Annotated in this window: 12 protein-coding genes, 1 other RNA gene and 2 pseudogenes; 10 read left to right on the forward strand and 5 right to left on the reverse strand. The window is 63.3% G+C overall.

Annotated elements, in window-relative coordinates; translation table 11 throughout:
- The first annotated feature begins 4 nt into the window (after positions 1-4).
- The 3 genes and pseudogenes from ssrA (at position 5) to NKI70_RS17230 (ending at position 1,922) form a co-directional block, all read left to right on the forward strand.
- Positions 5-360: a transfer-messenger RNA gene (gene ssrA, locus NKI70_RS17220) on the forward strand.
- Between the two features lie 293 nt (positions 361-653).
- Positions 654-1,009, forward strand: a pseudogene (locus tag NKI70_RS17225) (AAA family ATPase).
- A gap of 172 nt (positions 1,010-1,181) precedes the next feature.
- Positions 1,182-1,922: an SDR family oxidoreductase gene (locus tag NKI70_RS17230; RefSeq protein ID WP_352724767.1), complete on the forward strand. Its 741-nt coding sequence runs from the start codon at positions 1,182-1,184 to the stop codon at positions 1,920-1,922.
- Between the two features lie 72 nt (positions 1,923-1,994).
- On the opposite strand, the pseudogene NKI70_RS17235 reads toward NKI70_RS17230, so the two are convergent.
- Positions 1,995-2,810, reverse strand: a pseudogene (locus tag NKI70_RS17235) (LysR family transcriptional regulator); the annotation flags it as partial.
- A gap of 101 nt (positions 2,811-2,911) precedes the next feature.
- Complete coding sequence (locus tag NKI70_RS17240; protein WP_352456523.1) at positions 2,912-4,117, reverse strand: multidrug effflux MFS transporter; 1,206 nt, start codon at positions 4,115-4,117, stop codon at positions 2,912-2,914.
- A 168-nt stretch (positions 4,118-4,285) separates the two neighbouring features.
- Here NKI70_RS17240 and NKI70_RS17245 point away from each other — a divergent pair, with 168 nt between their 5' ends.
- From NKI70_RS17245 to NKI70_RS17260, 4 genes are all read left to right on the forward strand, one after another.
- Complete coding sequence (locus NKI70_RS17245; RefSeq protein WP_352456524.1) at positions 4,286-4,975, forward strand: TetR/AcrR family transcriptional regulator; 690 nt, start codon at positions 4,286-4,288, stop codon at positions 4,973-4,975.
- 134 nt (positions 4,976-5,109) lie between these two features.
- On the forward strand, positions 5,110-5,646 hold the full coding sequence (locus NKI70_RS17250; RefSeq protein WP_023676707.1) for an SspB family protein: 537 nt from the start codon (positions 5,110-5,112) through the stop codon (positions 5,644-5,646).
- 18 nt (positions 5,647-5,664) lie between these two features.
- Complete coding sequence (locus tag NKI70_RS17255; protein ID WP_023676708.1) at positions 5,665-5,868, forward strand: DUF4169 family protein; 204 nt, start codon at positions 5,665-5,667, stop codon at positions 5,866-5,868.
- Between the two features lie 20 nt (positions 5,869-5,888).
- Positions 5,889-6,110, forward strand: coding sequence for a ribbon-helix-helix domain-containing protein (locus NKI70_RS17260; RefSeq protein ID WP_352456525.1), 222 nt, complete (start codon positions 5,889-5,891; stop codon positions 6,108-6,110).
- Here NKI70_RS17260 and NKI70_RS33980 read toward each other — a convergent pair.
- Complete coding sequence (locus NKI70_RS33980; RefSeq protein WP_502898925.1) at positions 6,074-6,562, reverse strand: hypothetical protein; 489 nt, start codon at positions 6,560-6,562, stop codon at positions 6,074-6,076. The two genes, NKI70_RS17260 and NKI70_RS33980, sit on opposite strands and share 37 nt — an antisense overlap.
- On the opposite strand from NKI70_RS33980, the gene NKI70_RS17270 reads away from it, so the two are divergent.
- Complete coding sequence (locus tag NKI70_RS17270; RefSeq protein ID WP_023676711.1) at positions 6,552-6,989, forward strand: MarR family winged helix-turn-helix transcriptional regulator; 438 nt, start codon at positions 6,552-6,554, stop codon at positions 6,987-6,989. The two genes, NKI70_RS33980 and NKI70_RS17270, sit on opposite strands and share 11 nt — an antisense overlap.
- Before the next feature lie 11 nt (positions 6,990-7,000).
- On the opposite strand, the gene NKI70_RS17275 is transcribed toward NKI70_RS17270, so the two are convergent.
- Positions 7,001-11,110, reverse strand: a complete 4,110-nt coding sequence (locus tag NKI70_RS17275) for an AsmA family protein (protein WP_352570450.1) — start codon at positions 11,108-11,110, stop codon at positions 7,001-7,003.
- 94 nt (positions 11,111-11,204) lie between these two features.
- Complete coding sequence (locus NKI70_RS17280; protein ID WP_352724768.1) at positions 11,205-12,620, reverse strand: FAD-binding oxidoreductase; 1,416 nt, start codon at positions 12,618-12,620, stop codon at positions 11,205-11,207.
- A 119-nt stretch (positions 12,621-12,739) separates the two neighbouring features.
- On the opposite strand from NKI70_RS17280, the gene NKI70_RS17285 reads away from it, so the two are divergent.
- Both NKI70_RS17285 and NKI70_RS17290 read left to right on the forward strand, forming a co-directional pair.
- A complete protein-coding gene (locus NKI70_RS17285; protein ID WP_023676714.1) occupies positions 12,740-13,225 on the forward strand; it encodes a thioesterase family protein in 486 nt (161 codons plus the stop codon).
- Between the two features lie 147 nt (positions 13,226-13,372).
- Positions 13,373-13,570, forward strand: coding sequence for a hypothetical protein (locus NKI70_RS17290; protein ID WP_023676715.1), 198 nt, complete (start codon positions 13,373-13,375; stop codon positions 13,568-13,570).
- The last annotated feature ends 262 nt before the right edge of the window (positions 13,571-13,832 follow it).

A 13,832-nucleotide genomic window follows, 5' to 3' on the forward strand; every position in this document is an offset into this window, starting at 1 on the left:
TTCCGGCCTTTCATTTTCCACCGTCAGTCCCTATATTCGCCTCGTCGGCTCGACCGACTATGGCGATAAACAGGCGATGAAATAAGCCGTTCGGACCCGGGGGCGGTACCCGGCGCCTCCACCAAAAACCGCTGCTCAGGAGCGGCTTTTGCTGGGGGCGAAATAGGATCGACGAAGGTGTAAAGATCGTACTTTTGCCCGGCATTGTACCACCGTTATCGGGCTAAACTTATAGTTGCCAACGACAACTATGCGGAAGCACGTCTCGCCGCGTAAGCGGTGCGATAGCTTCAATTCAAGCCCTAGTGGTTCGCACTTCTAGGCGGGGTTCGGAGGTACCTGGCAACAGAAACCTCCATTTCTCCCTCTCGACATATGCAGAAGCAGGCCCCGCCGGCCGGGCTTTCATGTGCCCTGACGGGTCCAAAAAACCCCTGTCTTCATACTTCCCCATCCAATCCATGGATCAGAAATGCGAAACGATTCCAATCGGTTTTTCGTGCTGACCGGCGGTCCGGGCTCAGGCAAGACAACGTTGATCGACTCTTAAGGTGGCAGGCCTCGCACCTCGGGCGAAGCCGGGCGCAGCATCATCACGACGAATTGGCGATAGGCGGCAAGGCCCTGCCCTGGCGGCTCTGTTCGCCGAGTTGATGCTGTCTTGGGAGTTGCGCTCCTACCGGATCGCGGGCGAGCAATCCGGCCTGGTCTTCTTCGATCGCGGCGTGCCGGACACTCTTGGCTATCTGCGCCTGACCGGGGGCCGGTTCCCGATCACGCCACGAATGCCGCCCGACGCTTCCGCTATGCCAGGCGCGTCTTCGTCGCGCCGCCATGGCCGGAAATCTTTCGGCAGGACAACGAACGCAAGCAAACGATGGACGAGGCTGAACGCACCTTTCACGCACTCGTCGCCGTTTACACGGAACTAGGCTACGAGCTGGTGCCGCTGCCCTTGGCGCCCGTCGAAACGCAGCTGCGGTTCGTCCTCTCCGAGACAGCGTCGTAGCGAAGCGCCGCAAGCGACGGTTTTGCGAAAGCCCAAGGGCCTCCCATCATCGGAACCTCCGATGGCAGCATTCGTATCTTCCCGTTTCCCTTCTCTCATGCCTTGCGGGACAAGGCCTCAGTTTCTCGCCGCATATCAGTCAGGCCCCGGCGAGCTATCTGATGGAGATAAGATGAACCAGGAAACCACACCAAAACACGAACGCATCCTGATCGTTGGCGGCAGTTCCGGTATGGGGCTGTCGCTTGCCGAACAGCAGCTTGCCGCCGGCGCCGAGGTTACGATCGTCGGCCGCTCCGAGGACCGGTTGTCGGCCGCACGGCAGCGCGTGCCTCACCCGGAAAGGCTGAGGACGATCGCAGCCGACGTCACTAGCGAGGACGAGGTCCAGCGCCTGTTCCAGGATGCCGGCACGCTCGACCACATCGTCTCGACCGCCGCCGACGTTACCGGCGTCTATGTGTTGCTTCCCGAGATGGATATCTCGGTGGCGCGGAAAGTGATGGATTCCAAAGTCGTCGGGCCGCTTCTTCTTGCCAAGCATGGCCCGCCTCGTCTGACGCCCGGGGGATCGATCACGCTGACCTCGGGCATCGCCGCCTATCGTCCGGCGGCGAAAGGCTCGGTGGTGGCAGCCGTTAATGGGGCACTTGGCTCACTCGCCTACGCGCTTGCCGTCGAACTGGCGCCGATCCGCGTCAACGTCGTCTCGCCGGGCTGGGTCGACACGCCGATTTGGGATGCCGTCGTCGGCAGCGGAAAGACAGCCGCGCTGGACGCCATGGCAAAGCGTCTGCTCGTCGGCCGGATCGGCCAGGCAGCCGACATTGCCCAAGCCATCACGTCCCTCATGCACAACGGCTTCATCACCGGAACCGTGCTTCATGTCGATGGTGGCCAGCGGCTGGTCTAGTGATGGCCAGATTTCGCGGACCATTGCGAGGAACAGCCGCAAGACCGGCGCTTGAATGCGCCGGTGGCGCCATACCATGGTGACCGGCGTCACCGGACTGCTTCCGACCCAAGGCAACACGACAATATTGGCGTCAGCCGCGGAAGCCACGAGACGCGGGACCAGCGCGCATCCAAGACCGCCTTCAACAAGGCTCCGTATCGCGCTCATGCTGGCGAACTCGCCGACGAGTTTTGGACGGTCAGGCAATGTTGCGGCAAACGTTTCGTCGAACATCCGCCTATAGACGCAACCGGGCTGGGTGACGAGGAAGGCCTCGTCGGCCAGATCGTCGGGCGTTATGGCAGAATATCCGGCCAACCGGTGATTTGCCGGCATTATGGTGACGAGCTCTTCCACTGCCACTTGCTCGCTTCGCAGCTCCGGCGCCGCCGCCGGGACGGCTCCGAAATGGAAAGATACGTCCAGCGCCCCGCTTGTCACGCCGGCACGCAACCCACTGCTATCGTCCGCCCTGAGGTTCAGTTCCACATCGGGATGGCGCCGATGGAATTCCGCCAGCAGAGCTGGCAAGCGTGTCGAGCAAAGCGTCTCCAGGCCGCCGACCGTCAGGCGACCGGCAACCGTGCCGCTCGCGTCGGCGACTGCGGAACGGGCTTCGTCCGCGAGGTCGAGGAGATCGTTTGCGTAGTCCAGCAGGCGTTGTCCCGCCGCCGTCAGCTTCAAGCCACGCCGTGATCTGTCGAACAGCGACGTGCCTAGATCGCTTTCCAGCGCCTGGATCTGTTCGGACACGCTCGATTGGGCAAGATGAACCCGCTCGGAGGCGCGTGTGATGTTCAAGGTGGTGGCGACGGCCACGAAGGTTTTGAGATGTCGAAGCTGCATGTCCTGAACCCGTCATATAGGCATAGGCTGCTTTGAACCGGGACCGCAAACGTGAAAAGGCCGGGAACATCGCCCGGCCTTTTTGTCTCGATAGGCGAAGTTTACTCCGCCGGCGCTTCCGCGACGTCCCGGCTGCGGCCGAGCGTTATTTTGGCCAGTGTGAAGGAGATCGCCGCGCAGAGCGTGATGCCCGCCACCATCGGCAGCGGCGTGCCGTCGAAAAACACGCCGGCGACGCCCATGGCGACCGCCCCGATGGCGAAGTGCAGCGTGCCCATCAGCGCCGACGCGGTACCGGCGATCTCGCCATGCTCTTCCATGGCCAGCACCGACGTCGTCGGGATGACCAGGCCGAGAAAGCCGTAGCCGATGAACAGCAGCGCCGCCATCACGTCGAGCCGGTCGACACCCGATGCCATCACCGCGAACAGCACCACCATCGTCGTCGCATAGCCTGTCACCGCGACGCGCACCACGCGCTGCAGCCCGAACCGCTCCGACAGCAACCCGGTCAGCTGCGACATGCCGATGAAGGCAACCGCATTGATCGAGAAGAACACGCTGTAGACTGAAGGCGACAGCCCGTAATGATCGATCAGGATGAAGGACGAGCTCGACAGATAGACGAAGAAGCTCGCAATGCCGAAGCCGGCGATGGCCGTCAGGCCAAGGAAGTTGCGGTCGCCCATCAGGAAGCGGTAGCCGGAAAGTGCCGTCCCGAAGGACGAACCGGCGCGCTCTTCGACCGGCCGTGTCTCCTTGAGCGAGGTCGCCAGCAGGATGGTGGCGAGCACGGCCGCGCCCGTCACCGTCCAGAACACGGCGCGCCAGCCGAAATTCTCGATGATCTGGCTACCGGTCAGCGGCGCTAGGATCGGCGACACCGAAAACACCAGCATCAGCAGCGACATCAGCTTGGCGGCCTCGGTGCCGGTATGCAGGTCGCGCACGATCGCACGCGGCACGGCCATGCCGGCGCTGGCGCCGAGCCCTTGCAGGAAACGGAAGGCGATCAGCCATTCGATCGAGGGAGCCAGCGCCGAGCCGACGCCGCCGACCATGAACAGCGCCAGGCCGCCGTAGAGCGGCAGCTTGCGGCCGACCATGTCGGAGATTGGTCCGACGACGATCTGGCCGAAGCCCATGGAAAGAAAGAAGATCAGCAGGCTCATCTGCACCGCGGCAGTGCTGGCATGCAGATCCTCGCCGATTGACGGCAGGGCCGGAAGATACATGTCGATGGCAAACGGGCCGATCGCGGACAATAGGCCGAGCACGACCGCAATGCGGAGGAATTTGGCGTTCATGATAGCAGGCTCTTTCGAATTCTGGTTGCCGCCGAGGACCGGCGTGTAACCCTAGGACGTTCCATCCCGTGGAGTTCCGACTCTTCTGCGGAACGAAACCCCCTTCTTGCAAGTCCACAAATTTAGACAGGCTTGTCTAATTCGTCAACCATCTCTATATAGTTTTGCATGAAGGCCAACGTCTCTCCTGACATTTTCCCGCCGCGAGGCCACGAGGCCAAGCGCATGTCGATTGTCGATGCCGCCGCCTCGGTCTTCTGCCGCGAAAGCTTTGCCGGTGCCAATATCGACATGATTGCCGCCGAGGCCGGCGTCTCCCGCCAGACCATCTACAATCATCACGGCGACAAGGAAAAACTCTTCGTTGCCATCGTCCGCGACCTCACCGAACGTTGCAATGCCGGCATCTTTGCTACGATTTCCACTTTTCCCGATCAGCCGAAGGATCTCGAGGCCGACCTCATCGCCTTTGCTGTGCGGATGAACCACAACTGCATCTGCAACCGCGACGGCAAATTCTTGCGCAAGCTGATCCAGACCGAGGGCGGGCGCTATCCCGAGTTGTTCGCCGAATGGCGCGAAGAAGGACCGGGCAGGACATGGCCGGCGATCGCCGCCCGCTTCGCCCGCCTCGCTCATGCCGGCTTCCTTGACATCGACGATCCCGATGTCGCAGCGCGCCAGTTCATGGCGCTTGCCAATGCCGAGTTGCAGACGACGTTCATGCTCGGCGGCACACCGACCGAGGACGAGGTGGTGCAGTCGGCGACAAATGGCGTGCGCACCTTCCTGCGCGCCTTCGGCAAGCGGCAGCCTATGGCCCGGGCAAGCAAACAGGGCGCGCTCGCCAGCGCTTGACGATCAAAGCCGTTTGACGATCAAATCGTCGCCAATGGGCTTCGCTTCCGCACGCCGGCGATCTATATCCGGTTTACGCCGCGCTCAAGCTTGATTACAGCTATCAGGACGATTCAACGGAACCCGACAGCCACATGGCCGACGACCACATCCGCTACGACATTCTGGCCCAGGAGGCGTTGCGCGGCGTCATGCGCAAGGTCCTGGCCGAGGTCGCGCGCACCGGTCTCCCGGGCAACCATCATTTCTTCATCACCTTTCTCACCGGCGCGCCGGGCGTGCGCGTGTCGTCGCGGCTGCGCGAGCGCTATCCCGAACAGATGACCATCGTCATCCAGTTCCAGTATTGGGACCTGAAGGTGAGCGACACCGGTTTCGAAGTCGGGCTGTCGTTTTCCGACGTGCCGGAGAAACTGGAAATCCCGTTCTCGGCCGTACGCGGCTTTTACGACCCGTCCGTCAACTTCGAGCTCGAATTCGACGTCAAGACCGATACCCCGGCGGAACAGGAGACAAAGGCCAAGCCTGCTCCCGAACCGCTGGCCATCGTCGCCGAGAAAAAGCCCGAGACGAAGAAGAAAACCGCCGAGGCGGAAAAGAAGCCTGCCGCGGCCGACGCCGGCGCCAAGGGCGCCGACGTGGTGTCGCTTGACGCCTTCCGCAAGAAGTGACCCGACGGGCGGCGTGACATGGCCGAGATCGTCAATCTCCGTCAGGCACGCAAGCAGAAGGCGCGAGCCGAGAAGGAGCGCCTGGCCGAACAGAACCGGGCGCTGCATGGCCGTTCCAAACCCAGCCGGGATCGCGACCGCCTGATCGCCGACAAGGCCGATAAATTCGTCGCCGGCCATCGCCGCGAAAATTCGGGCGATTCGGACAAATCCGATGCTTGAAGTGTGAGTAGGATCGTCTCGTGAGCCCGGTGGAAAAGCGCTCGGTCACCATTCGCGGCCACCGCACCAGCTATTCGCTCGAAAAGCCTTTTTACGACGACCTGGGCGCCATCGCGGCCGTGCGAAAACTGACGCTCGCCGCCCTTGTCGCCGAAATCGACGAGAGCCGCCCGCGGGATGCCAATCTCTCCTCGGCGCTCCGGCTCTATGTGCTGGATTGGGCCAAGCGCGGCAAGTTGTAGCCTTCAGGCAACGCTATCCTGTTTCCTGCGCCGGATACGGAAGCCCAGCAAAGCCGAGCGGTCGCGTTCTTCGGCCTGCCAAGCGGCGTATCCTGCAGTTTCAGGTCGGCGAGCGTGAACTGGCCAAAATAGGCGATGTTCGTGGCAAGCCGGATCAGCTTCAAAAGGGCAATGCCGGCAAACAACCCCGCCGTCGCAACCACCACTGCTATGCCGGCAATGAGCAGCACCCGGGCATCGGTGGTAAAATCGCGCAGATGGCCGGGGTTGGCGTGATCGGACTTCATTTGCAAACCTTGCTTTCTGGCGGCGTGCCGACTTGCGGATGGGTCGCCGGCCGTGCCACCGAAGATGGCGGGCACGAGCCATGTTGGTGCGCTCTGTATCGTAACGCGATATAAATGTTCAAGGCCCGTTTGCGGCTTTGTCGGAAAGGAATCGATGGCAGACACTTCGAAGCCACAAAAGCGCGGCGCAACGATCGGGCCGGCCGACTACCAGAGGCTGTCCGAATTTCGTTACCTGATCCGCTGCTTTCTCGAATTCAGCCAGATCCAGGCGCAGGAAGCCGGCCTGACACCACGCCAGCATCAGGCCCTGCTTGCAATCAAAGGGTTCCCCGGCGGAGGGCCGGTGACCATTGGCGACCTCGCGGAGCGCCTGCGCATCCGCCATCACAGCGCAGTGGAATTGGTCAACCGTCTTTGCGAAGCCGGGCTCGTCGCGAGGGACCACGACGAGGAGGACCACCGCCGCGTGCTGCTGCGGCTGACCGAGCGCGCCGACGACAGTCTCGCCAACCTGTCAGCCGCTCATCTCGACGAACTCGGGCGGATCGAGCCGATGCTGAAGCGCTTGCTTGCTGGACGCGACACATAAGGGATGCGCCGTCACCCGCCATTCAGCGATTTTAGCAGATCGTCGATCGACGAGGGATCGAACTTGAGCTTTGGCGGGGGCTGCACTGGCGGTGGCACGTTATTTGCGGCCGGTGGCGCCCGTTCCGCTCGCTCCGCCGCGGCCTTGCGTTCGGCGTCGAGCCTTGCCTTCTCTTCCGAGGCGATCCGCAACGCCTCTTCCGCCCTCTGGCGTTGCTGTTCTTCGGCCTGCGCTGCTTCCTCGGCAGCCTGTTGCGCCGCCTTGGCTTTGGCTTCGGCCTTTGCAGCCGCCTCGGCTTTCGCCCTGGCCTCGGCTTCGGCCTTCGCCGCTGCATCCGCCTTCGCCTTGGCTTCAGCCTGCGCCCTGGCCTCCGCTTCGGCTTGGGCCTGCGCCTCAGCTTCGGCCTTTGCCTTGGCGTCCGCTTCAGCCTTCGCTTTGGCCTCAGCCTGCGCCCTCGCCTCCGCATCCGCCTGTGCCTTGGCGTCCGCTTCAGCCTTCGCCTTGGCTTCAGCCTGCGCCCTCGCCTCGGCTTCGGCTTGGGCCTGAGCCTCGGCTTCGGCCTTTGCCTTGGCGTCGGCCTCGGCCTTCAGCCGCGCTGCTTCCTGTTGTCTGCGCAGTTCCTCCGCCGCTCTTTCACGCTCGGTTTGCAGCGCAGCGTAGTAGCGCACCTCACGCCGCAGCCTTTGTTTCTCGAGCAGTGCGGCTTGCATGGCTTCGACCCGCTGCTGCTCCTTTTCCAGCGCACGCTGGGTCAGGAACTGTGCCAGCGGCTCGCTGTCGAACTGCCGTTTGGTGGCGCCAAACGGCCCGTCGACGCTGAAATTCAAAATCGGTTCGGAGCCGACCAGCGCCTCGTCGCCGGGCCGGTAAGCGATCTCGCCCTTGGCATCGACGGTGCTGGTATTCAGATCGGCGGTGATGTCGGCGGACAGCGTCGCGCCCGGGCTTTCGAATTTGACCGGTGGCGTCCTCAGCGTGCCGCCCGCGATGGTGAAGGCAATATCGGTGTCCTGCGCCGGAAAACTGCCCGACGCGGCGATCTGCGGCACAAAGCCGGCGGTCTTCGACGCGTCGATATCGCGCCCTATCGCGTCGGCCTTGGCGATGAATGCGCCAAAGGCATCGGGATTGAAGCCGGCAATAGTCATGCCCTTGAGCGTTGCCGTGCCGGAACCGGACAGCGCCGCAACCATCGCGTCGACCGATTTGCCGCTGGTCGAAAGCGCCGTCGAGAACTCGCCGCTTCCGCTGATGCCGGCCTCCGGCAGCACGGCTGCCAGATCGGCGCCGGCGAGTTTCATCTGACCGGAGAAAAGCCCGGTGCCGTCATTGTTCTTGAGCTCGAACAGGCCACTCAACGCGCCGCCGAGGAACTTTGCCTTGAGGTCGGAAACGCGGATGCCCTCCTGGTCGAGCTGCAGCGACAGCGCAGTGTCATAGGCGGTGGCAAGCGGGCCGGCGGCAAGCGACGCCGCCGTCAGATCGAGATCGGCGGTAAATGGCAGACTGGATTTCTGGCTGAACGGTGCCGTCGGCCAGGTCCTGTCATTGACAAGGAAGGCCTGGTCACCGAACAGCATCACCGCCATCGGATCGAGGTCCAGCTCGTCCAGCGACAGCGCGCCGGCAAGATGCGGCAGCCCCTCTTTGATGTCGATATTTACGTCACCGGAAACCGCCGCTTCGTTGACGGCGCCGCTGAGGCCGCTCAGCACCAGGAGACCATTGCCGTAATCGGCATCGGCCGCAAGCGACGTCGACATGCCGGTGCCCATGCCGGGCAGGCCGACGCCGGTCGTCATCAGCCATGGCTCGATGTCGGCCGTTTCAAGGCTGACCTTGCCCTTGGCGGCCGCGCCTTGAGGCGTGTCGGCAATTGTCCCGTCGAAACCAGCTTTGAAGTCGTTGCCGGCCAGGCTGAAGCGTGTCGCCAGGCCGCCGCCAAGCGTGCCTTTGGCCGAGACGTCGGTGGTCGCCTCGCCGAGCATGCCGAGTGGCAGCGCCGGCAGACCGTAAAGCGCCAGCAGCGCGGTGGCGTCGGCGTTCCTTGCGTTGAAGGTCAGCGTCACCGGCGCTTCGAGAGGCCGGTCGAGCGCCCCTTTGCCGGACAACGACGCCGAAAAGGCCGAGCCACCGGCCTTGCCCTGTGCGCTCATTGCCAGTCCGGTCGTACCGTCGCCATTGTCTGCGGCACTCGTGACCGCGTCGATACGCGCATCCTGGAACAGCTCGGGATAGGCACCAGCACGCTCCGCCAGCCCCTTCAGCACCGCATTATCCGGATAATGCCGGACGGCGACGTCGATCAGCGGCTTGAGGTCGACGGCGACCACCGAGGCGTCGAGCTTACCGGTCGGGCTCGCCGGGAAATCCTTGATCCGGCCGGTAGCGCTGATCGAGGCGCCGGCAAGCCCGCCAACCGACAGCCGGTCGATCTCAAGCAACCCGTCGCGCAATCTCAGCGCGGTGTCGACGCTATCGGCGGTCAACCCACCGGCGCTGACCGGCCCGGCCTTGATCTGGAAATCGAGGTCGCGGTCGGAAAAGCGGTTGGCACCCTTGTCGCTGACGAAGATCGAGGCGAAGGCGGCGAGCCCATCGACGTCGAGTTCGCCACCTTCCAGTTGCATCAGCACCGATGGCCTTGTGTCGTCGGGCTGGCTGGAATCGATGCGGCCGGAGAACTTCGCCTTGCCGAGGATGAGTTCGAGATCGCTGAAGGCCTGGTGTTTTTCGCTCAAGTCGACCTTGGCCTTGAAGCCGGCAGCCGGCAAACGGCGGATCGCCTCGTCGACGTCCTTAGACAGCCATGCGGCAAAGCCGGAGGGCTGCGCCACCGCCAGAAGCAGCGATCCGGTGAAACCGAAATGGTCCTCGACGCTGACCAAGCCATTGGCTTCCAGCTTAGCGCGGCCGGGCAGCGTGGCGGCCAGCGATTTTACCGCCCAGCCGCCCTCGGCCGGTTCGGCGGACAGGTGCACGTCGCGAACGGTGGTATCGCCTGCCACCACGGCCGGCAGTTTCACCTCGACCGTGCCCGGTATGGTCGGCTTCGGCAGATCGAGCAGCGCCTGCTCCAGCGCCGCCACCCGCTCGGACAGCGTCAATCCGGCACCGGCCGCCGCCCCCACGGCCTCGTCGAACTGCACCTGCGCGCCATTGGCCTCGATCGAGAAATGCGGCTTCAGCCCAAGGTCGACCGCAGCCTTGCCGTCGGCGGTGTAGGGATTGTCGAGCGGTCCGGTCTCGAAGCGAAATTCGTCGACGCCGAGCTTCTGATGGTCGAGCGAAAACTTGCCGTTCAGCCTGAAGCCCGGGTCCGGTTTGCCGGCGCTGACTTTCAGTGCCTCGCCGCCGGTGCCGCGCAGCTGCGCCGCAGTTCGGTCTGCGCCCGATATCTTGAACTGGCCCGAATAGACCGCGGCGCCCTCGACGAGGCCCACATTGCCGTCGGTCTCGATGACCAGCGGATAGTCATCCGGATCGGCCTTGAGCCTGAGCCGCATTTGCCCGTCCGGTTCGGTCTTGCCGGTGGAAGCGGCGATCGTGGTCCGCAACCCGTCCAGCAACAGCGAGCCGTCCAGCCGCCAGGGGCCGGCCAGCGACTTGGCCGAGATCGTCGAGTTGATCTCGGAAATAAGATGGCTGCGCCCGCCGGCGGCGTGGCTGAGCGCGATCTGTCCTTCCGTCACCGTCAGCTTCTCGATGGAGATCTGGCCGGGATCGAAGGGCGAAGACGGCCGTATCGTCCAGTCGACCGTGCCGTCGGCGGCGATGTCGATCGTCGCCTTCGGCCGCACCAGCCGCATGTCGAAGATCAGCACCTCGCCGCGCAGGAATGGCGCGAGTTCTGCATCCATCGAAAAGGTTTCGACGGTCATCGCCGGCTGGCCGTTAGGGCCACCGGCAACGGCGACGTTGGAAAAGGTCACCGAGGGGAACGGCAACAGCCTTGCCGTTGCATCGCCTCGCACGGTCACCTTGCGGCCCAGGACGGCACTGGCCTCGCGCTCGAAATCGGCACGGTAACCCGTCCAGTCGACAAAGTACGGCACCACCAGCGCCGCACACAGCACCAGCACAAGAAGCCCACCGAAGATCACGAACAGGCGTGCGAGCATGAACTCCTAGACAGTTGATAGTAAAGTCAGTGGCACTCTACCCGCATCAGCGTGTCGATAAAGAGGCAAATCGGGGCGCGGCAGCGGCCTGATGTCAGTCCTTTCCCGGCAATATCTTGCCCGGGTTCATGATGTTCAGCGGATCGAGCGCCTGCTTGATCGTGCGCATGATGTCGACGCCATGGCCAAGCTCGTGCCGCAGGAAGCCGATCTTGCCCTGCCCTATGCCATGCTCGCCAGTGCAGGTGCCGTCCATGGCGATGGCCCTCATATTGAGCCGCGCCACGAATTTTTCCGCCAGCGTGATCTCTTTCGGATCGTCCACGTCCATCAGCACCAGCACATGGAAATTGCCGTCGCCGGCATGACCGACGATCGGCGCGATCAGGCCCATCTCCGCGATATCCGCCTCGGTCTCGGTGACGCATTCGGCAAAGCGCGAGATCGGCACGCAGACATCGGTCGAGAGGCCCTTGGCGCCCGGCCGCAGCGTCAGCGACGACCAATAGGCATCGTGCCTGGCTTTCCACAATTTTGTCCGCTCTTCGGCGACGCTGGTCCACAGGAACGGGCCGCCGCCATTTTCCTCGGCGATCATGCCGAAGGTCTCGGCCTGCTCGGCAACGCCGGCATCGCTGCCGTGGAACTCGACGAACAGGCAGGGGCTCTCCGGATAGTCGAGCTTCGAATAGGTCTTCATCGCCCGCATCTGCAGCGCGTTGACCAATTCGATGCGCGCCACCGGAATGCCCATCTGGATGGTCGCGATCACCGCGTTGCAGGCTGCCTCGACGCTGGGAAACGGGCAGACGCCGCCCGAAATCGCCTGCGGAATGCCCTGCAGCTTCAAGGTCAACTGGGTGATGATGCCAAGCGTGCCCTCCGAACCGATCAGCAGCCGCGTCAAATCATAGCCGGCCGAGCTTTTCTTGGCGCGCTTGCCGGTCGTCACTGCTTGCCCGTCGGCCATCACCGCCGTCAGCGACAGGACGTTTTCGCGCATCGTGCCGTAGCGCACCGCGTTGGTGCCCGACGCTCGCGTCGCAGCCATGCCGCCGAGCGAGGCATTGGCACCCGGGTCGATCGGAAAGAACAGGCCGGTGTCGCGCAGGTGCCGGTTGAGATCCTCGCGCGTCACGCCGGGCTCGACGGTGCAGTCGAGGTCCTGCGGATTGACTGCAATGATGCGGTTCATGCGTGACGTATCGAGTGAGATGCCGCCGCCCGGCGCATTGGTGTGGCCTTCCAGCGAAGAGCCGACGCCGAAGGCAATCACCGGCACGCGATGCGCCGCGCATGCGTGCACGATCTCCTGCACTTCCTCCGTCGTCTCGGCAAAGGCGACGCCGTCCGGCGCCTGCGTCGGAATATAGGTCGTGGTGTGCGCGTGCTGGGCGCGGATCGCCTGGCCGGTCTGGAATCGCTCGCCGAGCCGCTGCTTGAGGATGCCGAGTACGGCGGCAATGCCTGCTTCGTTGCGCTCGACCGGATTGAGGTCGCTTAGAGCCATCGATTCCTCCGCGAATGGACCAGCGTCCACCCTTGTTCTGCTTCTACGGATGCGTAGTCTCACCAAGCACGCTCTGTCCAGTCCACGCTCACCCCGGCATGACGAGAAGGAAGTTTCCGATGCCCATCCCCGCCCCTTTCGTCTCTCGCGCCATGGACATCGAGGAGGCCTGGATCGACTACAACGGCCATCTCAACATGGCCTATTACAACGTGCTTTTCGATCGTTGCTCCGACGAAGCATTCGAGATGATGGGGATGGGGCCGGATTATGTGAAAGAACGGCGGCTGACCATCTACACCGCGGAAGTCCATGTCTGCTACGTCCAGGAGTTGCATCTCGACCACAAGGTCACGGTCTCGTTCCAACTCCTCGACCATGACGAGAAGCGGCTGAGAGCCTATCAGGAAATCCGCCATTCCGACGGCTGGCTTGCCGCCACGTCCGAAACGCTGTCGCTGCATGTCGACATGGCTGGCCCGAAGGTAGCGCCCTTCCCCGCCGACGTCCTGGCCAGGGTGGAAGCGATGCGCGCCGCCCATGCCGCCCTGCCGATGCCGGAGCGCGCCGGCCGTTCGATCGGTATTCGTCGTAAGCCGGCTTGAACCACGGTCCAACCGCCGTTAACCTTACCGAGGTTTTAACGTGAACAAGCCGAATTGAGACGTTGAACGACTCAGCGCGGCGTTGGAAAACCGTCCGCATCGAATTGCGATACGGGCGGCGGAGCAGCAGCGGTTCGGGGAACGTGCATGAAAACCGACATCAAGGTCGAGGCGGACAGGCTGGCGGCTGACCCACGCATCACCGACTATGATTTCTGGCGCTCGCTGAAGAACCTCAATAACGAGATCTTCCACATCGCCAACAACAACGAGCCGATCCCATTCGCCATGATCCGCTGGCGCGCCATCCTGAAGCAGGCGCGGATGAAACGCGGCCACGCCTGAACGGTGGGGGAAGAAACAGACCGGCCGTCCGGTTTGCATTTGGTATATTTGCGCCGCCCGTCATTGCCACGCCGTGCACTTCTCCCCATCGCGCCAACGCGTTCCGCGACGGTTACAGCGTCGGTGAATTGCATTGCCTACTCCCTGCCGATATGGATTGCTGGCGGATCGCAATGGAGATGCGAGATGGCGAACGGCTCGCTGTCTGAAATCGAACCAGGATTGCCGACATAGGCGGCGGCGATATCAGTCAGGCTTGACT

The sequence above is a fragment of the Mesorhizobium sp. M0500 genome, from assembly GCF_040321165.1.
Lineage (GTDB): Bacteria > Pseudomonadota > Alphaproteobacteria > Rhizobiales > Rhizobiaceae > Mesorhizobium.

Coding starts and splice junctions, on each gene's coding strand:
- NKI70_RS17230 (WP_352724767.1), top strand. CDS start 1,182: ATGAACCAGGAAACCACACCAAAACACGAACGCATCCTGATCGTTGGC.
- NKI70_RS17240 (WP_352456523.1), bottom strand. CDS start 4,117: ATGAACGCCAAATTCCTCCGCATTGCGGTCGTGCTCGGCCTATTGTCC.
- NKI70_RS17245 (WP_352456524.1), top strand. CDS start 4,286: ATGAAGGCCAACGTCTCTCCTGACATTTTCCCGCCGCGAGGCCACGAG.
- NKI70_RS17250 (WP_023676707.1), top strand. CDS start 5,110: ATGGCCGACGACCACATCCGCTACGACATTCTGGCCCAGGAGGCGTTG.
- NKI70_RS17255 (WP_023676708.1), top strand. CDS start 5,665: ATGGCCGAGATCGTCAATCTCCGTCAGGCACGCAAGCAGAAGGCGCGA.
- NKI70_RS17270 (WP_023676711.1), top strand. CDS start 6,552: ATGGCAGACACTTCGAAGCCACAAAAGCGCGGCGCAACGATCGGGCCG.
- NKI70_RS17275 (WP_352570450.1), bottom strand. CDS start 11,110: ATGCTCGCACGCCTGTTCGTGATCTTCGGTGGGCTTCTTGTGCTGGTG.
- NKI70_RS17280 (WP_352724768.1), bottom strand. CDS start 12,620: ATGGCTCTAAGCGACCTCAATCCGGTCGAGCGCAACGAAGCAGGCATT.
- NKI70_RS17285 (WP_023676714.1), top strand. CDS start 12,740: ATGCCCATCCCCGCCCCTTTCGTCTCTCGCGCCATGGACATCGAGGAG.
- NKI70_RS17290 (WP_023676715.1), top strand. CDS start 13,373: ATGAAAACCGACATCAAGGTCGAGGCGGACAGGCTGGCGGCTGACCCA.